This is a genomic window from Mesorhizobium sp. LSHC420B00 (genome assembly GCF_000503055.1).
Lineage (GTDB): Bacteria > Pseudomonadota > Alphaproteobacteria > Rhizobiales > Rhizobiaceae > Mesorhizobium.
In genome coordinates this window covers 1-21,995 of the sequence record NZ_AYVY01000014.1, presented here as the reverse complement: position 1 = coordinate 21,995, position 21,995 = coordinate 1, and the positions used below count along the sequence as shown (strand labels likewise).

The window sequence follows — 21,995 nt, the reverse complement described above, 5'->3', positions numbered from 1 at the left end:
CATTGCCCGACGAATTTTGCCGCGCTAAACCCACAGGCATGATCGACAAGACCGCTCCAGACATATTGCGCATCGCCGTCGCCCAGCTCAATCCGACGGTCGGCGACGTCGCCGGCAATCTTGCCAAGGCGCGCGAGGCGAGGGCGGATGCCGCCCGCCAGGGCGCCGATCTCGTGCTGTTCACCGAGCTTTTCCTGGCCGGCTATCCGCCTGAGGATCTGGTGCTGAAGCCCGCCTTCCTGAAGGCCTGCGAGCGGGCTGCCGAGGACTTCGCCGGCGATACCGCCGATGGCGGCCCGGGCGTCATCATCGGCACGCCGCTGAAGCGCAAGACCGGCACGCACAATTCGATCATCTTTGCCGATGGCGGCAAGATCCTTGCCGAACGCTACAAGCTCGATCTGCCGAATTACGGTGAGTTCGACGAGAAGCGCGTCTTCCAGGCCGGACCCGAGATCCAAGGGCCGGTCAATTTCCGCGGCGTGCGGGTGGGAGTGCCGATCTGTGAAGATATCTGGGGCGCGGTTGCCGTCTGCGAGACGCTGGCCGAAAGCGGCGCGGAAATCCTGCTGGTCCCGAACGGCTCGCCCTATTACCGCGGCAAGGTCGACGTCCGCCACCAGATCGTCATCCGCCAGGTCATCGAATGCGGACTGCCGATTATCTATGCCAACCAGCTTGGCGGCCAGGACGAGCTGATCTTCGACGGCGCGTCGTTTGCCATAGGCTCTGACAAGACGCTGGCCTTCCAGATGAGCCAGTTCGAGGAGACGGTCAACGTCACCACCTGGAAGCGAAAGAATGACGTCTGGGTCTGCTCTGACGGACCGATGTCGAAAATCCCGGAGAAGGAGGAGGCCGACTATCGCGCCTGCATGTTGGGCCTGCGCGACTACGTCAACAAGAACGGCTTCAAGAATGTCGTGCTCGGCCTTTCCGGCGGCATCGATTCGGCGATCTGCGCGGCACTTGCCGTCGATGCGCTCGGCGAGGAACGGCTGCGCGCCGTGATGATGCCTTACCGCTACACTTCGACGGACTCGCTCAAGGACGCCGAGGACTGCGCCCGCGCGCTCGGCTGCCGCTACGATATCGTGCCGATCTTCGAGCCGGTCGAGGGCTTCCTGCACACACTGACGCAGCTTTTCGAGGGCACCAAGGAAGGCATCACCGAGGAAAACCTGCAGAGCCGGGCCCGTGGCACCATCCTGATGGCGATTTCCAACAAGTTCGGCTCGATGGTGGTCACTACCGGCAACAAGAGCGAGATGTCGGTAGGCTACGCCACGCTCTATGGCGACATGAATGGCGGCTTCAACCCGATAAAGGACCTCTACAAGATGCAGGTCTATGCGTTGTCGCGCTGGCGCAACGCGCATGTGCCGCCGGGCGCGCTAGGCCCGTCCGGCGAGGTGATCCCGAACAATATCATCGACAAGGCGCCCTCGGCGGAACTGCGCGAGAACCAGACCGACCAGGATTCGCTGCCGCCCTATCCAGTGCTCGACGACATATTGGAGTGTCTGGTCGAGAACGAGATGGGTGTCGACGAGATCGTTGCGCGCGGCCATGACCGGGCGACGGTGACGCGCGTCGAGCACCTGCTTTACGTCGCCGAATACAAGCGCCGGCAGGCAGCGCCCGGCGTGAAGATCACCAGGAAGAATTTTGGCCGCGACCGCCGCTATCCTATTACCAACCGGTTCAGGGATGGCGGGTAGGCGATTGGCTGCATAACGGTTTAGCCATGGCCAACTTTGAAATCAGCTTCGACCTGTCGCAGATCGACTTCCGGGCGACGTCCGACATTTTGAAGGAGAGCTATTGGGGCAGCGGCCGCAGCGATGAACTGCACCGCCGCGCCTTTGCCAACTCACTGTGCGTCGGCGCCTATGTCGGCGGCAATCAGGTCGGCTTTGGCCGGGCGATCACCGACCGTACGGTATTTGCCTATCTCGCCGACATCATTGTCTGGCCCGGGTATCGCGGGCAAGGCATCGGGACCCGGCTTGTCCAGGCGCTTATCGACCACCCGGATTGCAAGACTGTCACCCACTGGAGCCTGTCTACCAACGATGCCCACGCGGTCTACGAGAAGCTCGGCTTCAGGCCTTCCACCGACGGCCGCTATATGCGCTTCGACCGTATCCCGGCAACCTGAACAGAGGCAGCGCACAACCCGCGATTGTTGCAAAATCGTCTCACTGGTTGGACCAGATGCGCTTTCGACCATCTACTGACTTGGCGCGGCGTTGAGGCGTCTCTATAAACGCCTTTCCGCGATCCCCTAGGGGAGGACCGAAATGCCAGGATTTGACATCGTTATGCGAGGCCGCGAAGCCTAGGTCTCAATCGGCGAGCCAGAAGGTTCTTACCTTTGCGGCGAAGTCGAGCTGAGAACAGGCGTTCGTCGATGCCGGTCGCCGCCCGTATTCGGGCGAGCCGCCAATGTGCCGAACCTCCGCATTCCCTGGGTGCTAATTCGCCCGACGCGGTTTTTTCAATTTCGACCTTTCCGGGATCGGGCTCGTTGCGCCCGAATGACATCATGGCTCGTTTTCGAATAGATTTGCGCGCGGGCGCCTTTCGCAGCGTTCTTGGTTTTACGCTCAGTCATTGGCGGCGCCAGCCGTGGCGGCTTTCGCTGATCATGGCCACATTCCTGCTGTCGACCCTGGCCGACGTGCTGACGCCACTCTATTCCGGCCGGCTGGTCGACGCCGTTGCCAGCAGTGCCACTGCCGACGATGTCGCATGGAATGCCGCGACGGCTGCCTTTTCGATGCTGGTGGCCCTGGCGCTCACCGGTGTCGTGCTGCGCAATCTCGCCTTCATGGCCATCGTCGAACTGACCCTGAAGATGATGGCCGACATCGCCGCCGATGCCTTCCACCGCGTCCAGCGCTTCTCCACCGACTGGCACGCAAACAGCTTCGCCGGATCGACGGTGCGCAAGATAACGCGCGGCATGTGGGCGCTCGACCTGCTCAACGACACGATCCTGATCGCGCTGCTGCCGTCGGTCGTCATGCTTGTCGGCTCGACGCTGTTGCTCGGCTGGTTCTGGCCGCTGATGGGCGCGGTCGTCGCGACGGGCTCGGTGCTGTTCATCGGCGTAACGACGATGCTGTCGCTCGGCTATGTCGCCCCCGCGGCAAGGCTTGCCAATGCGTGGGATACGCGGCTTGGCGGCTCGCTGGCCGATGCGGTGAGCTGCAACGCCGTGGTCAAGGGTTTTGGCGCCGAGGAGCGCGAGGAGACACGGCTTGCCGACGTCGTCGCCAAATGGCGCGCACGCACGCGGCGCACCTGGGTGCGCGGCACCGTCAACGGCACCACGCAAGGCACGATGCTGCTGCTTTTGAGGGCAGCGGTCATCGGCTTTTCCCTGCTTTTGTGGTCGTGGGGGCAGGCGAGCGCCGGCGACGTCGCCTTCGTGCTGACCTCATTCTTCGTGCTGCAAGGCTATCTGCGTGACATCGGCACGCATATCCGCAATCTGCAGCGCTCGATCAATGACATGGAGGAACTGGTCGACTTCCAGTCCGAACCACTCGGCATCGAGGATCGGCCCGGAGCCAAGCCGATCCGGATCACCGATGGCCGTATCACCTTCGACAATGTCACGTTCCACTACGGTAGCCACCGCTTGCCGCTTTATCGGGACTTTTCGGTGGATATCGCTCCGGGCGGGCGGGTCGGGCTGGTTGGCCATTCGGGCTCCGGCAAGACCACGTTCGTCAAGCTGATCCAGCGCCTCTATGACGTGACTGCGGGCAATATCCTGATCGACGGCCAGGATATTGCCAATGTCGCGCAGGCGTCGCTGCGCGCACAGATCGCGATTGTCCAGCAGGAGCCGATCCTGTTCCACCGGTCGCTGGCTGAAAACATCGCCTATGCCCGGCCGAGCGCCACGCAGGCCGAGATCGAGCACGCGGCGCGCTTGGCCAGCGCGCATGACTTCATCGCCGATTTGCCGAAAGGCTATGGCACGTTGGTCGGCGAGCGTGGCGTAAAGCTGTCGGGCGGCGAGCGTCAGCGTGTTGCAATCGCACGCGCCTTCCTCGCCGATGCGCGCATCCTCATCCTGGACGAGGCAACGTCGAGCCTCGATTCGGAATCGGAGGTGCTGATCCAGCAGGCGATGGAGCGCTTGATGGTCGGCCGCACGACGCTGGTCATCGCCCACCGGCTGTCGACCGTGCGCGCGCTGGACAGGCTTCTGGTGTTCGATCGCGGCCGCATTGTCGAGGAGGGATCGCATGACCAACTGATCCGGCTGCAAGGCGGCATCTACCGCCGGCTGTTCGAACGTCAGGCGCTTGAGCTGACCAAAGGCCTGGTGATCTGACGGTTACGGCGCGGCGCGTCTTAATGGACGCGCGGCGCTGCCGTCTTTTCTTCGTCTTCGTCATGTTCTATGTCTGCCGCAGAGCGCGGGGGCGCGTCTTGTCAACAGCAAAACCATCCGGTACGCCCCGCTCATGACAGTTACCGTCCGTTTCGCCCCGTCACCGACCGGCCGCATCCATATCGGCAATGCGCGCACCGCTTTGTTCAACTGGCTGTTCGCCATCAAGAACAAGGGCCGCTTCATCCAGCGCTTCGACGATACCGACGTTGCCCGTTCGACGCAGGAATTTTCCGACGCCATCCTTTATGACCTGCATTGGCTTGGCATCTTCCCCGATGCCACGGAGTATCAGTCGCGGCGGGTCGAAATCTATGATGCCGCACTGGAAAGGCTGAAGGAGGCCCGCCTCGTCTATGCCTGCTATGAGACGCCTGAAGAGCTCGACCTGAGGCGCAAGGTGCGCCGCACGCGTGGCCTGCCGCCAGTCTATGGCCGCGAGGCGCTGACGCTGGCACCCGAGCAGGTCGCGGAATATGAGGCCGATGGCCGGCGGCCGCACTGGCGCTTTCTGCTGCCCAACTTTAGCAGCGATCCGCTGCAGCCGGAGCGCACCGAAATCCACTGGAACGACATGGTGCGCGGCGAGGAGACCGTCGACCTCGCCTCGCTTTCAGATCCCGTTCTGCGGCGCGAGGACGGCACCTATCTCTACACACTGCCTTCGGTGATCGACGACATCGACATGGGCGTCAGCCATGTCATTCGTGGCGACGACCACGTCACCAATACCGGCGTCCAGATAGCCCTGTTCCGGGCGCTCAGCGCCGAGCCGCCGGTGTTCGGCCACCACAATCTTCTGACAACAGCATCAGGCGAGGGGCTTTCCAAGCGCACCGGCGCGCTGTCCATACAGAGCCTGCGTGAGAGCGGCATAGAGCCAATGGCGGTCGCTTCGCTGGCGGTACTCGTCGGTACCTCGGAAAACGTCGTGGCGGTGCCGACGATGGCTGAACTTGCCGAGCGCTTCGATCCGGCGGCAACATCGAAATCCGCCGCCAAATTCGATCCGGACGAGCTCTTCGTGCTCAACCGCACGCTGCTGCACCACATGCCCTTTTCCGAGGCGCGCGACCGGCTGATCGTGCTCGGCATCTCTGGCGAACAGGCCGAGCCTTTCTGGCTGGCGGTGCGCGGCAATCTCGACAGGCTGGCCGATGCGGCGATCTGGTGGCGCACACTTCGCGACGGTCCAGAGGAGCCGGCGGAGTTTTCCGACGATGACCGCGACTTTCTTCGCCAGGCGTTCGAACTGCTGCCGGAGGAGCCTTGGAACGGCACCGTCTGGAAAGACTGGACCGGCAAAATCCGAGCGGCGAGCGGCCGTAAGGGCAAGGCGCTGTTCATGCCGCTGAGGCTGGCGCTTACGGGACAGCCTTCGGGTCCGGAGCTTGCAGATCTGTTGCCGCTGCTGGGTCGGGAAGGAACGTTGGCCCGACGACCCTGACCTTGCGCTGTTCGGGCGGCGGCAGGGACGTCAGCGAAGGCACGGGTTTGACGGCAAGGCGTCTGATCGCCTCACGGTCGAGGCCGCCTTCCGCGTTGGCCAAGGTCTCCGGGTCGGCGCCCGGATCAGGCCTGGCAACCGGCACCGGAATGAACGGAGTGGTCTCCACGTTCGCTTCGGATCGTTCCGGGCTGGGCGGGTTGCCGGCGATGATTTCGAAATTCTGCGCGGCATTGCAGCCGCATGCCGGCGGCCGTGGCATGTCGGACTGCTTGTAGAGGTAGGCCGTCGGCAGTTCGATATAAGGCCTGCCGGTCACCGAAGACGTCATGGACGCCGAATCGCTGTTCATGCCGCGCGTGTAGAAAACCTGCATCTCGGTGCCGGGGCAGCTCGATTCGCAATTCTTCTGGTCGCGCTCGAAATCGCCGAGCGAGGCAGCATTCGACATCGGGAAGAAATAACCGTCGCAGGTCCGCACACACATGGTGCGGAATTCTCCTCGCGGCTGGCCCATGTCGGCGTTGTTGAGCAGGGTGCGGATGTTGCCCGGCTGACTTAGCTCTTCAGCCTGGCTGGGCTCTTCACGCTGGTCGGGCGCATCGGATTCACTGCCCAAAAGCTGCTCGAGCAGGTTTCCGTTGCCGTTTTCATCGCTGGCTTCGCGAACCGGTGCGGGCTTTGATGGCGCCGCTTCGTCGCGGCAGCCATTGGCGTCAAGCGAGGTCAATATGCGCGCGCGATCGCGTCGCGAACCACCGCTGTCAAGCTCAGCGCGCTTGGCCTGCAAGTCGTCGAGATTGGCAGCCATGCGATCGATGGTGGCGTCGAGTGCCGCGCATACGTTGGCGTTGCGGCGAGACAGCGAAAAGCCGCAGCCGGCGCTGCTGGATTGGCTGACGGCCTTTGAAATCTGCTGGCGCTGCCGGGCGATCGCGTCGTCATATTTCCTGAGCAAGGCCGGTTTGCCGCCGCCACCACGAGAAGCGGCAGCAAGATCGGCTTCAAGCTGGCGGCAGAGGCGGGAGGCGGCCTGCGCCTGAGTGACGGCGATGTCGCACAGTAGCAGGGCACCGAGCAGCGCGGCGGCCCGCGTCAGCTTCCAACGTGCGCCCGTCATCGCTCCGGAACTCCGCCTGTCTGCCGTTCTGAAAGCTACCGCGCTTGCGGTTAAGCGTTTGTTTAGCATATCGCTGATTCCGGCTTCAGCCCAAATCGGCGATGGCTTGCGCCTTGTGCGCGGCTTCGACCACAACCAGCGCGTCATATCGACCACGCCGCACGGCATACTCGGACATTGTCAGGACCGCGACACCCTGGCGTTGCACGAAAAAGGCGTATTCGCCCAGAAGAATGCCTGGATCCAGCAATGCCCGGAGGCTTGGCATGACCGCGATTACCCGTCGAGCCGCAGTGCAATTTGGTCTTTTGTGCCTGGCGATGCCGGTTGCCATGGCGCAGGAAAAGCCCATCACGCCGGATTGGGGCACCAAATTGGTCGAAGCCGCCCGTGAGCAGATCGGCGTCACCACGCTCTACGATCCGACCTATACACGCCTGGCCTATCCGGGCGGGGACGTTGAGCCCGAGCGGGGTGTGTGCACGGATGTCGTGATCCGTGCCTATCGCCGCGCCTTCGATCTCGATCTGCAAGAATTGGTGCATGAGGATATGCGGGCCAATTTTGCCGCCTATCCGAAGGCTTGGGGCCTGAAAGCGCCCGACCGCAACATCGACCACCGCCGTGTGCCCAATCTTGCGGTCTATTTTGAGCGGCGCGGTGCTGCCTTGCCCGTCAGCCAAGACCCCGCCGACTATCGGCCTGGGGATCTCGTCGCCCAGATGCTGCCCGGCAATCTGTCGCATATTGCCATCGTGTCGTCCAATCGCTCCACTGTGGTGCCGACAAGAGGGCTGGTCATTCACAATATCGGTGGCGGCGCCAGGGAAGAGGACACTTTGTTTGCCTTCAGGCAGACAGGGCATTTCCGGTTCGGGCCAATCTGAGAAAGCCCACGGCTAGCCCAGATCGACGATGGCTTGCGCCTTATGCGCGGCTTCGACCACGGCCAGTGCCGTCATATTGACGACGCCGCGCGAGGTGACCGACGGCGTCAATATGTGCGCCGGGCTGTCGGTGCCGAGCAGGATCGGGCCGACATGCAGCGCGTCCATCATCGTGCGCAGCGCGGTCAGCGTGATGTTCGCCGAATCGAGATTGGGGAACACCAGCAGATTGGCTTCGCCCTTCAGCCGCGAATGCGGATAGACGCGCTGGCGCAGCTGCTCCGATAGCGCCGAGTCGGCATGCATCTCGCCGTCGCATTGCAGGTCGGGCGCGATGCGCGCCAAGATCGCCGCCGCCTGCCGCATCTTCATGGCGCTTGGCGAATCGCGGGAGCCAAAATCCGAATGCGACAGCAGCGCTGCCTTGGGCTCGATGCCGAAACGCTGAATCTCCTCGGCCGCCAAAACGGTCATCTCAGCAATCTCCTCGGCGGTCGGATCGACGGAGACATGGGTGTCGGTGAGGAAAATGATGCCGCGCTGCGAAATCAGCATGGAAAGCGTCGACAGGTCGCGATCCTTGATGCCGGCGCGCGGCCCGATGATCAGCGTCACGTTGCGCAAATGGCGCTCGAAACGGCCTTCGAGGCCGCAGACCATGGCGTCGGCGTCGCCGCGCTTCAGGGCAAGGGCGGCGATCACCGTATTGTCGGTGCGCACCATGGTGCGCGCCGCTTCCGTCGTCACGCCACGGCGGCCGGCAAGCTCGATCAAGAGATCGACATAATGGCGGTAACGCGGATCGTCTTCCGGGTTGATCAAGCCGAAATCGACGCCGGGCTTGATGCGCAGCCCATAGCGTTTCAACCGCACCTCGATGACGTGCGGGCGGCCGATCAGGATCGGTTCGGCAATGCCTTCCTCGAGCACGACCTGCGCGGCGCGAAGCACGCGCTCGTCCTCGCCGTCGGCATAAATGACGCGCTTGGCGCTCGACGTCTTGGCCATCGAGAATACCGGCTTCATGACTAGGCCGGAGCGGAAGACGAAGCGGTTCAGCTTGTCGATATAGGCGGCGAAATCGGTGATCGGACGGGTCGCGACGCCGCTCTCGCAGGCTGCCTTGGCGACGGCAGGGGCGATGCGCAGGATCAGTCGCGGGTCGAAAGGCGAGGGGATCAGGAACTCCGGACCGAAGATCGGCGTCTCGCCGGAATAGGCACGCGCGGCAACGTCGGATGGCTCTTCGCGGGCGAGCGCTGCAATCGCTCGCACGGCGGCCATCTTCATCTCTTCGTTGATGGCGCTTGCGCCGCAATCCAGCGCGCCACGGAAGATGTAAGGAAAACAGAGTACGTTATTGACTTGATTGGGGAAATCGGAGCGGCCCGTGCAGATCATCGCGTCGGGCCGTGCTGCCCGTGCCGCTTCCGGCATGATCTCGGGATTGGGGTTGGCCAGCGCCAGGATCAGCGGCTTGGGCGCCATGTGATGGAGCAGTTCCGGTTTCAGTACGCGGGCGGCTGACAGGCCGAGAAACACGTCGGCGCCGGGCAGAACGTCGGCCAGCGTACGCGCCTCGGTGTCCTTCACATAGGGGTCTTTCCAGCGGTCCATCTCCTCGACGCGGCCCTTATGGGCGACCCCGAACCGGTCGGTGACCCAGATGTTTTCGACCCGCGCGCCGAGCGAGACCAGAAGGTTGAGGCAGGCAAGAGCGGCAGCGCCGGCGCCCGACGTGACGATCTTGATGTCGGAAATGGACTTGCCGGCGAATTCCAGCCCATTGAGCACAGCGGCGGCGACGATGATGGCGGTGCCGTGCTGGTCGTCGTGGAAGACCGGTATGCCCATGCGGGCTTTCAACTGCTCCTCGACTTCGAAGCATTCCGGCGCCTTGATGTCCTCAAGGTTGATGCCGCCGAAGGTTGGTTCCAGCGCGGAGATCGTCTCGACCATGCGCTCGATGCCCGGTGCGTCGATCTCGATGTCGAAGACATCGATGCCGGCGAACTTCTTGAACAGTACGGCCTTGCCTTCCATCACGGGCTTGGAGGCGAGCGGTCCGATATTGCCGAGGCCCAGCACCGCCGAACCGTTGGTGACGACGCCAACAAGATTAGCGCGGGCGGTATAGTCGGCGGCGGTTGCCGGATCGTCGCGGATTTCAAGACAGGGCGCCGCGACGCCCGGCGAATAGGCAAGCGCCAGGTCGCGCTGGTTGCCGAGCGGCTTCGTCGCCTGGATTTCAAGCTTTCCGGGCCGGGGGTGCTTGTGGAAGTAGAGCGCTGCTTCGTCGAGGTCGGATCGCGCCGCCTTCTTGCTTTCGCCTGTCATGACGGCCGCCTCCTCGGTTCAGTCCGTTTGGTGTTTCGAGTCTCTTAGCATGCAGCCGCGGCTTTTCGAGAGGTGATATGTCGCAAGTGCGACGCTTATGGCTTCACGCCGCCGTCGGGCCGTCTGGTCTGCCATTGAGATGTCGGGACGACAGGCGGGTGCTGCGGCGAGCTGCGCCGCCGAATGTCTGCTCGGGTGGTTTGCGGATGATTAGGTATTCTTTCGCTAGTCCGCTGTGGCGCTGTTGCTCTCATAAAGTACACGAAAGAAACTCTTAGAATAGCGGTCGTACCACGCGGCAGCCCACTCACCGACAAGTCGCTCTGTCGACGACACCCTACGCCGGTAGTCGACTGTTCGGCGGACACCTCCTTCCTCAAGATCAATGTCCAGGTGGGTAAGCTTTGGGGTCGCATCCGAAAACCTGAGATACATATATGCAAACACGGCGATGTGACGTTTTCCCATTGACAAGCAACGATTTTCAATCGCCACCACGGCAGACTGGACTGTCGCGAAATCCTCTAGCCTAACCGCTCGTTCTAGACGAACGAAGTCAAGGAACAATCTCCTGTCGGCAATTGCAAGGCTGCCGTCGGCCGTGGTTCGAACCCCGTGTGACAGCAGTTTTTGCTTAACAAAGCGATAGATAGAAGACGCCATCCGCCGGTCTCATTTTCGATTGCGAGGCAGGACATAGCATGCGGACTAACCCTAGTCCTTGTGAACTGAGTGCCGTTTTGAGCATAATGTCGCCGTGTCTCGGGCTGGCCTGAGGGCGCCCGTAACGGGTCGAAAGCGGTCAGGGGAAACCCGTATTTCTGTCTCGCTCCTGCCATTCAGGAAGTCCGGCCGCTCTTATCCGCTCGATACGGCGGATGGCATGACTAATTGATTTGGCCGCATATGGCAGGTTTTCAGGAGTTTGCAGGTGGCGAAAGTAGCTACGCGCTGCCGCAAGCGATGTGCGCCAAATCTCTTCAGAGGCGTATTCCGTGTCCACAGCTATGATCCATGCTCTTCCGACAGGATGCGATGCCCGTACTTGCCGCGTCGCCAATCTCACAGCTTTAGAATAGTCGCATAGGGTTACGCAAAGGGTGTAAGACCGACGCTACGCTCCCGTCCAAAGACGGCTCCGCAGCGACTGCACCTCTTCCCGCGAAAGGGGCGCGCTCTCGTCTGACAGGAAGAACAGAACCTCCGAGATGCCATCGTCCGCAAAGTTGAAGTCGTCGCTCATGATCAGCGCATCGGCAATGTAGGCGGCTGCTTGGATCGGTAGGATGCCGTCTGCCAGCTGACCAACCAGCACGTCTACATGTCGACGATTAATGATCGTATTTGGCCCGTCAGTGATGATGACATGCCCCACGCAGCCGGGCTTGGATGCGGCGGCTACGCATTCGTTCACTTCGGCTTCAATCTCCCGCCAAAGCTCGTCGGGTGGTTTCTCGCCGTTGAGGAAGGATATGAGGGACGAGTGTTGCATTGCGGACCTTATGCTTACGGCTCCAACGTCCGCAATGGGTGGTAGTGGGTCAGTTTGAAGTCAAAAGGGACAGCCTGAATTGCCATGTGCTATGTCTCCGGTATGAAGACCTATGATTTTGATCCTATCGAGTTCGCCAAATTAGAGTTCCTATTGGCTCACGCCGTTAGTTTTCTCCATCAAGAGCGGAGCAAGGCCGAACTCGATCAATTCCGGGCCAAATTCTTCCCAATTGTTCATGATGCATATTATCAGGTTTTGGGATCCAAGATTGACGGACGCCAGTATGAGGCAATCTCTGAATCTGATCCTTGGGCTCCGGAGTTGCCTCCGGAGCGGGTTATCGAACTCCTAGCTGAGATATTCAAAGCTTAGATTTCAAACCGACCCACTACCCAATGGGTCGCTTCCCGCCGTTACCAGCGGGTGCCAAGCCTTGGATTCCGCCATTAGAACGCGCTGACGTAGAGGCCGCCGTCGACCGGTATGTTCTGCCCGGTCAGGTAGCCGGCGTGAACCGAGCAGAGGAAGGCGCAGATCTGGCCGAATTCCTCCGGCGTGCCGAGTCGCTTGGCCGGAACGTTGGCCGCGGCCTTGGCTTTGCGCGCGGCGGCGGCGGCCGGGTCTTCGGGTGTGCCGGCCTCATGCGGGCCGCGCAGCCGGTCGGTATCGAGTTTTCCCGGCAGCATGTTGTTGATCGTCACATTGCGGTCGATCACCGTCCGCGCGACGCCTGCCAGGAACGACGTGAGGCCAGCGCGGGCTCCGGACGACAGGTCGAGGCCGGGGATAGGAACATAGACCGACAGCGAGGTGATGTTGACGATGCGGCCGAAGCCGCGCGCCGCCATGCCGTCGATCACGGCCTGAACCAGCTCGACCGGCGTCACCATGTTCTGGGTGACGCCTTCGAGGATCTTTTCCCGATCGAGCGCACGGAAATCGCGAAGCGGCGGACCGCCATTGTTGTTGACGAGGATGTCGGGATCGGGGCAGGCGGCAAGCAGCGCCTTCTGGACGTCGGGTTTGGATACGTCGCCGACGATCTCGGTCACGCTGACGCCGAATTTCTCGCGCAGTTCAGCGGCGGTTTTGGCCAGCACGTCGGCGTTGCGGCCGTTGACGACCAGATCGCAGCCTGCCTCGGCCAGCGCCATGGCGCAACCGCGTCCCAGCCCCTTGCTCGAGGCGCAGACTATGGCCTTCTTGCCGCGAATACCGAGGTCCATGGTGATTTTCTCCTCTGATTGCCGCGGCAACCTACCCGTATGGCTGGACCAATCGCAACCGTCATACGGTTGTTGCATGAATCGGGGCATAGCCTCACGCGAAAGCAACGGTGACAAATGATGTCCGGCGCAGAGCCCCGCACTTTCCGCAGCATGTTCATCTCCGACGTCCATCTCGGATCGAAGGCGGCCAAGGCCGAGTTCCTGATCGATTTCCTGCGCCATCACGATGCCGATATCATCTATCTCGTCGGCGATATCGTTGACGGCTGGCGCTTGAGACGGAGCTGGCACTGGCCGCAGAGCCACAATGACGTGGTCCAGAAATTGCTGCGCAAGGCGCGCAAGGGCGCCAGCATCACCTACATCGCCGGCAACCATGACGAGTTCGCGCGGCAGTTCCAAGGTGTGCATTTCGGCGGCATTGTCGTCGCCGATCGCGCCATCCACGAGACCGCCGATGGCAAACGCCTTCTTGTCATCCACGGCGACCAGTTCGACACCGTCGTCCACAATGCGCGCTGGCTGGCCTATCTAGGCGACTATGCCTATGACGCGGCGATGCTGGTCAATCGCGTCATCACGCGCCTGCGCCAAGTGCTCGGCCTGCCTTACTGGTCGTTCTCGTCCTGGGCCAAGGTCAAGGTCAAGAAGGCGGTGAATTTCATCGGCTCGTTCCAGACCGTGCTGACCGAGGAGGCGCGCCGCTCGCATGTCGACGGCGTGATCTGCGGGCACATCCACCATGCCGCGATCGAAAGCTACGAGGACGTGCAGTACATCAACACCGGCGACTGGGTGGAGAGCTGCACGGCGGTGGTCGAGCATTTTGACGGCCGGATGGAGATACTGCATTGGGCGCATGTCCTGCCGGAGACTCCGGTCGGCAGCGAGGTGCTCGTGCCGATCGACATCAAGGGCAGGGCAGTCCAGGCGGCTTGACCAAACCCGGCCTCACCTCGCTTTAATCGGTTAGTCCAGCGGTTTCATCCACTTTTTCGCCGTGTTATGCAGCGGCTGGTGTGGTGGGCCGACCCGGCTGAATGCCGTGCCGACGGATCGCCTGTTAATGTCCTCGCTGCCGCCGCTTTCGCCCGAACAGCTCGTCAAGCCACGCCATTTCGAACTGCGCATGAGCTTGATCTTCTTCACGCTCTTCGTTCCGCTCGGAACGCATGTGCCGTATTTCCCGCTCTGGCTGCAGGCGAAGGGGTTCCATGCCGAGCAGATAGCCGTGATCCTCGCTGCGCCGATGTTCCTGCGCGTGGCGACGACGCCTTTTCTTACCGCTCTGGCAGACAAAGCGAGCGACCGCGCCAATGTCTATGTCGCGCTGGTCGCCGCATCGCTGATCCTGTCCGCCGGCTACCTCCTGCCGCCGACCTACGCCACGGTACTTGCCGTGTCCCTGGCGCTGACCGTCGTCTGGACGCCGCATTCGCCGATTGCCGATTCGCTTGCCCTTTCAGGTGTTCGCCGCTTCGGCTCGAACTACGCCGGCATGCGCAAATGGGGCTCGATCTCCTATCTCTGTGCCAATCTCGCCGGCGGTTTCATCCTGTCGGCAAGCGGTGCGCAGGCTGTTCCGGTGATCATCTTCGCGGCACTGTGTGCCGCGCTAGCCGCCGGACTGATTGCGCCGCGCCTCGGCCGTCCGCGCCGCGCCTCGCCGCTTTCGGCCGCCGATATCCAGCAATCGGCACCGAAACTCCTCAACCGGTACTTCCTCTACTTTTCGACCGGCGTCGGCGTCATCACCGCCAGCCACGCGTTTCTCTACGGCTTCGTGTCGATATACTGGAAGTCGATCGGCATCAGCGATTCGGTTGTCGGGCTGCTGTGGGGGTGGGGCGTCGTCGCCGAGATATGCATGTTCGTCGTCTTCACCCGGGCTTTCGCCTCCTTCTCGGTCGTCTCGATCATGCTGATTGCCGGGATAGGCGCGATCGTGCGCTGGATTGCTTTCCCCCTGATCTGGCCGCTCGGGCTTGGCGTTGGCGGGTTCTTCGCGATCCAGACACTGCACGCCGTCTCGGTGGCGCTGGTGCTGATCGGCCTGCAAAAGATGATCGGTGAGACAATCGCGGAAGAACGCACCGGGGCGGCGCAAGGCATCGCCTATTTCTCCAACGGCTTCTTCATGGCGGTGGCAACGCTGATTTCAGGTCCTCTTTACGATCGCTTCGGCGCGAATGGCTTCTTTGCGATGATCCCCATCGCCCTGACGGGCCTGGCGCTGATCGGGCTTGCCGCGCGTTCAGCCCCACAGCGCTGGCTCGGGCGGTGACACCAGCGAACCTTGGTAGACGAGACCTGGAACGCGGTCGCAGGCTAGCAGCAACGGACCGTCGAGATCGACGAAATCGGCATCCTGCGCCAACAGCACGGCCGGCGCCATCGCAAGCGATGTGCCGACCATGCAGCCGACCATGACGCCAAGACCCAGTTCGCGGGCGCGGTCGCGAAGCACGAGTGCTGCGGTCAGGCCACCCGATGTGCCGAGCTTGATGTTGATGGCGTCGTAGAGGCCGACAAGCGCGTCGAGGTCCTTCGCCTCGTGCACGCTTTCGTCGGCGCAGATCGGCACCGGATGCGCGATGTGGCGAAGAATACCGTCATGTCCCGCCCGCAGCGGCTGTTCGATCAAGGCGATACCGTGCTCGGCGGCAAAGGCGAGGTTTGCGACGATATTGTCGTCATTCCAGCCCTCATTGGCGTCGAGAATGATTCGGCTGTCGGGTGCCGCCGCCGTCACTGCACGGATGCGGGCGATGTCGTTGTCGCCGCCGATCTTGACCTTGAGCAGCGGGCGCTGGGCGTTGGCGCGGGCTTGCGCCGCCATCGCCTCGGGCTCGGCGAGCGACAGTGTGTACGCCGTCTCAAGCGCCCGTAACGGAACGGTTCGTATCATATGCGCCACCGGTGTTCCGCTGATCTTCGATTCCAGGTCCCAGAGCGCGCAATCGATGGCATTGCGTGCCGCACCCGCAGGCATGGCACCGAGCAGGGCGGTGCGGCTGATGCCGCCCGCGATCTCACCGCGCATCGCCTCGATCGCGTCGCGCACACCCTCCACGGTCTCGCCATAGCGCTTGTAAGGGACACATTCGCCGCGCCCGGTATGGCCGTCTTCGCTGATGGCGCAGGAAATCACCTCAGCCTCGGTCTTCGAGCCGCGCGAAATGGTGAAGGTCCCGGCAATAGGAAAGCGCTCGGCCTCGACCGAAATGACACGCGCCATATTTTTCTGCTCCGGCTGTGCAACAAGGAGGATATCGGCAAATCGACAGGTCGGCCCCGTCAGGCTAAACAGGACGCCATGTTGACCATCCGCAAACGCGACGCAAGCGGCCCTGCCAAGGAGCCCGACCACCAGCCGCGCATCGCGATCGGCGAGGAGGGCGGCGTTCTCGGCTGCGCTTTCTCGGGAAGCTGGACGACACGCACCGTGGCGCTGGTCGATGCCGAGATGCGCAAGATCGAGCAGCGCAGCGGCTTCAAGACGCTGGCGCTCGACCTCTCACAAATCGAGAAGATGGACACTGCCGGAGCATGGCTGATCGACCGCCTGGTCAGCAGCTTCGAAAAGAAGGGCGTCGAGATCACGATGCAGGGGCAGAGCGAGATCGCCTCGATCCTGCTTGGCGCCGTCGGGGACGCCGTTCGACGCGAGCCCGAATCAGGTCCGGCAAAGCCGCCCAACTTCATCATTCGCGGGCTCGAGGCGGTTGGCCGGCGCGTTTATGAGATGCGCGACGATTTCCTGGCCGCAATGAACATCCTCGGCGCCACGATACGCGGCTCGCAGATGAAGCTTGGCCGCGGCCATGCCGTCAACATGGCGGCGATCTTCAACCAGATCGATCGCATGGGCGTTGGCGCCATACCGGTGGTTGTGCTGATGTCGGCCATTGTCGGTGCGATCGTCGCCCAGCAAGGCGCCTATCAGCTCAGCTATTTCGGCGCCGATATCTTCGTCGTCGACCTGGTCGGCGTGCTGATCCTGCGCGAGCTCGGCGTGCTGATGACGGCGATCATGATCGCCGGCCGCTCCGGTAGCGCGATCACCGCCGAGATCGGCTCGATGAAGATGCGCGAGGAGGTCGATGCGCTGAAAGTGATCGGCCTCAATCCAATCGGCGTGCTGGTGTTTCCGCGGCTGGTCGCGCTGGTCGTAGCGCTACCTTGCCTGACGATCATCGCCAACTTTGCCGCGCTGGGCGGCGGCATTTTGGCTGCATGGCTCTACTCCGATATTGCACCGGCAGCGTTCATTGACCGGCTGCGTGTCGCAATCGACCTCAGCACCATCTTTGCCGGCCTGATCAAGGCGCCTTTCATGGCCATGATCATCGGCATAATTGCCTCGGTCGAGGGCATGAAGGTTGGCGGCAGCGCCGAATCGCTTGGCCAGCATGTGACCGCCTCAGTGGTGAAGTCGATCTTCGTGGTCATTATCCTCGATGGGCTTTTCGCCATGTTCTATGCAGCGATCGAGTTCTGACATGGCGCTGCCGGGCACAAACACGACCAAGGTGGCGGAGAAAGCCAAAGAGGACGAGATCGTGCTGTCGGCGCACGACGTCACGGTGTCGTTCGCCGACCAAGTCGTTCTCGACAAATTGTCGCTCGACATCTGGCGCGGGGAGATTCTCGGCTTCGTCGGTGCCTCCGGTGCCGGCAAATCTGTTCTCTTGCGCACCATCCTTGGCCTGACGCGCAAGCAATCGGGAACAATCAAACTGTTCGGCGTCGACGTCGAGAAGGCAAGCGAAAGGGAGCGCCTTCGCATCGACATGCGGCTTGGCGTGCTGTTCCAGCACGGCGCGCTTTTTTCGGCGCTGACCGTCCTCGAAAACGTCCAGGTGCCGATGCGCGAATATCTCGATTTGCCGAAGAAGCTGATGGACGAACTGGCCATGCTCAAGGTCGAGCTGGTCGGACTGCCGCCGGACGCGGCGCAGAAATTCCCTTCCGAGCTTTCCGGCGGCATGATCAAGCGTGCTGCGCTGGCGCGCGCTCTGGCGCTCGACCCGGATATCGTCTTCCTCGACGAACCGACTTCCGGCCTTGACCCGATCAGCGCGGCTGAGTTCGACGAATTGGTCGTCAAGCTGCGCGATACGATGGATTTGACCGTGTATATGGTCACGCACGATCTCGACACGCTGTTTACCGCGTGCGACCGCGTGGCGGTGCTTGGCAAAAAGAAAGTGCTGGTCGAGGGCACGATCGACGACATGCTCAGGAGCGAGGAACCCTGGGTAAAATCCTATTTCCGCGGAAAACGCGCCCGGCAACTTGATCTTGCGGCGCGCGCATAGCCATAAGTGAGCAATGGAAACCAGGGCCAACTACGTCATTGTCGGCATTTTCACGCTGGCCGCCATCCTCGCGGCTTTCGCTTTCGTCTATTGGACGGCGGCGATCGGCGACAAGGGTGAGACGACCATATTGCGCGTGCGCATTCCAGGGTCGGCTTCGGGACTCGGCCGTGGCAGCTTCGTACTGTTCAACGGCGTCAAGGTCGGCGACGTGCGCCGTGTCTATATCGACGTCGACAATCCGACCGCTGCCATCGCCGACACCGAAATAGACCGCAATACGCCGATCACCAAGTCGACGCAGGCCGATATCGGGCTTGCCGGCCTCACCGGGCAGGCCAATATCGAGCTCAAGGGCGCCGACCCCAAGGAGCCAAAACTCCTCGACGAGGCGGAAAAGGAAGGCCGTGTCGCTGAGATCGTTGCCAACCCGTCGGCGGTCACCAATCTGCTGCAGACGGCGCAGAACATCTTCACCCGCGCCGACAAGGTCCTTTCGGAGCTCGAAGGCTTCACCAAGGACGTTCGCGGGCCGCTGACGCAGACGGTCAACAATGTCCAGACCTTCTCCGATGCACTGGCCAGGAATTCGGACGGGGTCGACAAGTTCCTGGCCAGCGTCAGCTCGCTGGCGGACGAATTGAAGGGTGTTTCGGGCAAGCTCGACGGCACTCTGAAGGCGGCGGAAGGGCTACTCAACGCCGTCGACAAGGACCAGATCAAGAGCATCGTCGCCAATGTCGACACGGTCACTTCCAACCTCAAGGAAACCAGCAAGCAGTTCGACACGGTCATCAAGAACGTCGACACTGCGGTCGGCTCGATCAACGACTTCGCCCAGAAGACGCAAGGCACGCTGGCCAAGGTCGACGGCGTTCTCGACGGCATCGATCCGGCTGAGGTTCGCACCGCGCTGGCCAACATCCAGAAGGCCAGCGAAAACGCCAACGAGGCTGCCGCCGACATCGCCAAGGTGACCAACAAGTTCGCCAACCGAGCCGACGACATCGATGAAACCATCAAAGACGCGCACCAGCTCGCAGGACGCCTCAACGATGCCTCGGTGCGAGTCGACGGTATTCTTGCCAAGGTCGACAAACTGCTCGGCTCCGGCCAGGCCGACGGCGTCATGGCCGACGCGAGAGCGACGCTGAAATCGTTCAAGCAGGTCGCCGACACGCTGAACGCCCGTCTCGGTACCATCACCGACAATCTGGCGCGATTCTCGGGACAGGGGCTGCAAAACGTCGAAGCGCTGGTCCAGGACAGCCGTCGTTCGATCACCCGCATCGAGGAGGCGGTAACCGATCTGAGCCGCAACCCGCAGCGGATCCTGTCCGGCGGCGAGGGCGAGGTCCGGCAGTTCGACGGCAGGGTGCGCCGTTGACTTCGGCCTCCGCCCACAGCAAGAACATAGCTTGCAGATACGCGTTGTTTCCACGATCCGGGGGGGATCGCGTTTGAAGTCGATCAGTTCAGGCAGCATCAGATCGAGTGGGTTGAAGAGCGGGGCGGTGTTGCTGGCGCTTGCGCTTGCAAGCTGCGCGGCCTTGCCTGGCGGCGGACCGGCACCGCTGGACACGTTCGAGCTTTCGGCGCCGTCGCTGGAAGCGCGTGCCCACAGCCGTCGCCAGATCCTCATCGCCCAGCCGTCGGCGCTCAAGGCGCTGGACAGCCAGAACATCGTCATCAAGCCATCGCCGCGATCGATCCAGTATCTCAAGGGCGCGCAATGGGCCGACCGGCTGCCGATGATCGTACAAGCGCGGCTGGCAGAGACGTTCCAGCGCTCGGGCAGCTTCACCGGCGTCGGTAAGCCGGGCGAGGGGCTGGCAATCGACTATCAGGTGATCGTCGAGATCCGCTCGTTCGAGGTGCGTGTCGATGGCGGCCAACATGCCGAGGTCGAGCTGTTCGTGCGCCTGTTGAACGACCGCAACGGCGAAGTGCGCGCTTCGAAGACGTTTAGCGCCATCGCGCCCGTTTCGGGCAGCGGCAACCAGGCCTATGTCGGCGCGCTCGACGCGGCGTTCGGTGATGCGGCCGGGCAAATCGTCCGCTGGACGGACACTGTGATCTGACGCGGCCGGAACTGCCGGGCGCAGCTAGGATCAAACTCAATCATCTGACTGCCCCAATGGCCGAGATGGGTGGTAGGTTGCCGTTCGGCTCATCTGCCAGGACGAGCACGTTGCGCCAAAGAAGGCGAAGGCGTTGTGCGTCGGCTAGCGAGCTTCGTAACAGTTGCTCAACCGGACACGACAAGTGCCGACGGTCCAATTGATCGCTGATAGTAATCCGTCCTGGCCATGCTAAAATTTAACGTCCCCGACGTCGCCAAATCGGGGAATTGCGACCAGTTGACGACGCGGGAGGTCGACGGACAAACCACGAACAGACCACAGGGAGGAAGCAATGTTTCGGACACTAATTCATCTTGCATTCTTGACAGCGTCAATTGTTGCCCTGCCATCTTACGCGGCCATGGCCGACGACACACAGATTGCGCGCGGCGAATATCTGGCTACGATTGCCGGCTGCAGCGACTGCCACACACCCGGTTACTTCTTCGGGAAGCCCGACATGTCGCGCTTTCTTGGCGGTTCAGATGTGGGCTTCGAGATTCCTGGTCTTGGTGTCTTTGTCGCCCGCAATATCACGCCTGACAAGGAGACCGGTATCGGAAGCTGGACCCCGGAGCAGATCGTCACCGCGATCCAGACCGGCGAACGGCCGGACGGCCGTATGCTGGCGCCGATCATGCCTTGGCGCGATTTTGCGCATCTCACCGCGGATGACGCCATGGCTATCGCGGCATTCCTCCAAAGTGTGAAGCCGGTCAGCCATCAGGTTCCCGGCCCGTTCAAACCCGGGGAAACGGTGTCGGCTTTCATGATGCGGATTATGCCGCCGGGGGAAGCCGCAGCCGCTGTAACGAAGTAGGGCGGCTTTGATCGGAACGAGATTTTTCTCGCCGAATAGTGGGTGAATGTACCGCCTTGGAGATGGTGAGGCCCGATATCGGAACGGCAAAAATGGGTCGAATTCGGTCGTTCAGAGTGTTTGGTTTTTGACCCTAGAGCATTCTGCCCAATGGTGTTAGTTGGCACCGCAGAAATGCGGCTAAACAACAGATAGAGCAGGATGCCTCGTCATTTGAACGCATCCTGGGGTGTCGCTTCATGCGTTGATAGGATCAAGATCAGCACGGCGCGAAAAAGGCGGGAATTTCCCGCCTTTTTCATGTTCCATTGTCGTCTGATCAATGCAAGCGGCCGCTGGCGTGGGCCAGCATGGTGTAGACCTTGCCGGTATCCGACGTCAGGTAGGTCTGCGCCATGATGTTGTCGCGGTCGTTGCGCGACACGTCTTTGAGCAGCTTTTCGAAATCGTCGCAGTAACGATCGACAGCAGCGCGGAACTCCGCCTCCGACTGATATTTGCGGCGGATCTCGTCGAACGTCTGCTGGCCCTTCAGCGTGTAAAGACGGCGCGTGAAGACGTCGCGCTCGCCGCGCCGGTATCGGTTCCACAGCTCGATCGAGGCATCGTGATCGATGGCTCGGGCGATATCGACGGAGAGCGAGTTCAGCGATTCCACGACATGAAGCGGCGAACGCGGAGCGGGAGCCGGACGCGGCGCTTCGGCAGGCGCCGCCGGCTTGGCGTCGTCTTCGCGCGATGCACCGGTCAGGAGGTCGCGCACCCAGCCGCCTTGCGGCGTGCGGCCGTTGGGGTCGCGCTG

General features: G+C 62.1%; 21 protein-coding genes. 13 read left to right on the top strand and 8 right to left on the bottom strand.

The features are described from left to right. The first annotated feature begins 38 nt into the window (after positions 1-38). The 4 genes from X760_RS59160 to gltX all read left to right on the top strand — a co-directional run bounded on the left by X760_RS59160 (position 39) and on the right by gltX (position 5,861). Complete coding sequence (locus X760_RS59160; RefSeq protein WP_023720084.1) at positions 39-1,721, top strand: NAD+ synthase; 1,683 nt, start codon at positions 39-41, stop codon at positions 1,719-1,721. 26 nt (positions 1,722-1,747) lie between these two features. Beyond that, positions 1,748-2,161 carry a GNAT family N-acetyltransferase gene (locus tag X760_RS59155; RefSeq protein WP_023720083.1) on the top strand — a complete coding sequence of 138 codons (414 nt, stop codon included), beginning with the start codon at positions 1,748-1,750 and terminating at the stop codon, positions 2,159-2,161. A gap of 387 nt (positions 2,162-2,548) precedes the next feature. Further along, positions 2,549-4,354: an ABC transporter ATP-binding protein gene (locus X760_RS59150; RefSeq protein WP_023720082.1), complete on the top strand. Its 1,806-nt coding sequence runs from the start codon at positions 2,549-2,551 to the stop codon at positions 4,352-4,354. Between the two features lie 133 nt (positions 4,355-4,487). Next, entirely contained in the window at positions 4,488-5,861 is a 1,374-nt protein-coding gene (gene gltX / locus X760_RS59145) for a glutamate--tRNA ligase (RefSeq protein WP_023720081.1), read from the top strand. Here gltX and X760_RS59140 read toward each other — a convergent pair. Beyond that, positions 5,779-6,981, bottom strand: a complete 1,203-nt coding sequence (locus X760_RS59140) for a DUF2865 domain-containing protein (protein WP_023720080.1) — start codon at positions 6,979-6,981, stop codon at positions 5,779-5,781. The genes gltX and X760_RS59140 overlap by 83 nt on opposite strands. Before the next feature lie 85 nt (positions 6,982-7,066). Beyond that, a complete protein-coding gene (locus X760_RS59135) occupies positions 7,067-7,249 on the bottom strand; it encodes a hypothetical protein (RefSeq protein ID WP_023720079.1) in 183 nt (60 codons plus the stop codon). On the opposite strand from X760_RS59135, the gene X760_RS59130 reads away from it, so the two are divergent. Then, positions 7,248-7,868 carry a DUF1287 domain-containing protein gene (locus X760_RS59130; protein WP_051409694.1) on the top strand — a complete coding sequence of 207 codons (621 nt, stop codon included), beginning with the start codon at positions 7,248-7,250 and terminating at the stop codon, positions 7,866-7,868. The two genes, X760_RS59135 and X760_RS59130, sit on opposite strands and share 2 nt — an antisense overlap. A gap of 12 nt (positions 7,869-7,880) precedes the next feature. Here the strand turns inward: X760_RS59130 and X760_RS59125 are convergent, their stop codons facing one another. The 3 genes from X760_RS59125 to X760_RS59115 form a co-directional block, all read right to left on the bottom strand. Then, positions 7,881-10,205, bottom strand: coding sequence for an NADP-dependent malic enzyme (locus X760_RS59125; protein WP_023720077.1), 2,325 nt, complete (start codon positions 10,203-10,205; stop codon positions 7,881-7,883). Positions 10,206-11,007: 802 nt separating this feature from the next. Next, positions 11,008-11,208, bottom strand: a complete 201-nt coding sequence (locus X760_RS76415) for a hypothetical protein (protein ID WP_156948105.1) — start codon at positions 11,206-11,208, stop codon at positions 11,008-11,010. 111 nt (positions 11,209-11,319) lie between these two features. Next, on the bottom strand, positions 11,320-11,697 hold the full coding sequence (locus tag X760_RS59115) for a hypothetical protein (RefSeq protein WP_023720075.1): 378 nt from the start codon (positions 11,695-11,697) through the stop codon (positions 11,320-11,322). 84 nt (positions 11,698-11,781) lie between these two features. Between X760_RS59115 and X760_RS59110 the strand changes: the two genes are divergently transcribed. Continuing rightward, on the top strand, positions 11,782-12,072 hold the full coding sequence (locus X760_RS59110) for a hypothetical protein (RefSeq protein ID WP_031194317.1): 291 nt from the start codon (positions 11,782-11,784) through the stop codon (positions 12,070-12,072). A 74-nt stretch (positions 12,073-12,146) separates the two neighbouring features. Here the strand turns inward: X760_RS59110 and X760_RS59105 are convergent, their stop codons facing one another. After that, entirely contained in the window at positions 12,147-12,926 is a 780-nt protein-coding gene (locus X760_RS59105; RefSeq protein ID WP_023720073.1) for an SDR family oxidoreductase, read from the bottom strand. A 120-nt stretch (positions 12,927-13,046) separates the two neighbouring features. On the opposite strand from X760_RS59105, the gene X760_RS59100 reads away from it, so the two are divergent. Together X760_RS59100 and X760_RS59095 are read left to right on the top strand one after the other, a co-directional pair. Beyond that, positions 13,047-13,868, top strand: coding sequence for a UDP-2,3-diacylglucosamine diphosphatase (locus X760_RS59100; RefSeq protein ID WP_023720072.1), 822 nt, complete (start codon positions 13,047-13,049; stop codon positions 13,866-13,868). A 127-nt stretch (positions 13,869-13,995) separates the two neighbouring features. Next, entirely contained in the window at positions 13,996-15,213 is a 1,218-nt protein-coding gene (locus X760_RS59095; protein WP_031194316.1) for an MFS transporter, read from the top strand. On the opposite strand, the gene dgcA is transcribed toward X760_RS59095, so the two are convergent. After that, on the bottom strand, positions 15,184-16,167 hold the full coding sequence (gene dgcA / locus X760_RS59090) for an N-acetyl-D-Glu racemase DgcA (protein WP_023720070.1): 984 nt from the start codon (positions 16,165-16,167) through the stop codon (positions 15,184-15,186). The genes X760_RS59095 and dgcA overlap by 30 nt on opposite strands. 78 nt (positions 16,168-16,245) lie before the next feature. Here dgcA and X760_RS59085 point away from each other — a divergent pair, with 78 nt between their 5' ends. The 5 genes from X760_RS59085 to X760_RS59065 all read left to right on the top strand — a co-directional run bounded on the left by X760_RS59085 (position 16,246) and on the right by X760_RS59065 (position 21,193). Then, the gene (locus X760_RS59085; RefSeq protein WP_023720069.1) at positions 16,246-17,430 is read left to right on the top strand and encodes an ABC transporter permease; all 1,185 of its coding nucleotides are present in this window, start codon (positions 16,246-16,248) and stop codon (positions 17,428-17,430) included. Position 17,431: 1 nt separating this feature from the next. Further along, a complete protein-coding gene (locus X760_RS59080) occupies positions 17,432-18,250 on the top strand; it encodes an ABC transporter ATP-binding protein (protein WP_023720068.1) in 819 nt (272 codons plus the stop codon). 13 nt (positions 18,251-18,263) lie between these two features. Further along, complete coding sequence (locus X760_RS59075; RefSeq protein WP_023720067.1) at positions 18,264-19,637, top strand: MlaD family protein; 1,374 nt, start codon at positions 18,264-18,266, stop codon at positions 19,635-19,637. An 82-nt stretch (positions 19,638-19,719) separates the two neighbouring features. Then, a complete protein-coding gene (locus X760_RS59070; RefSeq protein WP_245278627.1) occupies positions 19,720-20,331 on the top strand; it encodes an ABC-type transport auxiliary lipoprotein family protein in 612 nt (203 codons plus the stop codon). Positions 20,332-20,734: 403 nt separating this feature from the next. Continuing rightward, positions 20,735-21,193, top strand: coding sequence for a cytochrome c (locus X760_RS59065; RefSeq protein WP_245278625.1), 459 nt, complete (start codon positions 20,735-20,737; stop codon positions 21,191-21,193). 319 nt (positions 21,194-21,512) lie between these two features. On the opposite strand, the gene X760_RS59060 is transcribed toward X760_RS59065, so the two are convergent. Beyond that, the coding region (locus tag X760_RS59060) for a hypothetical protein (protein ID WP_036245051.1) at positions 21,513-21,995 on the bottom strand (483 nt) is incomplete at its 5' end.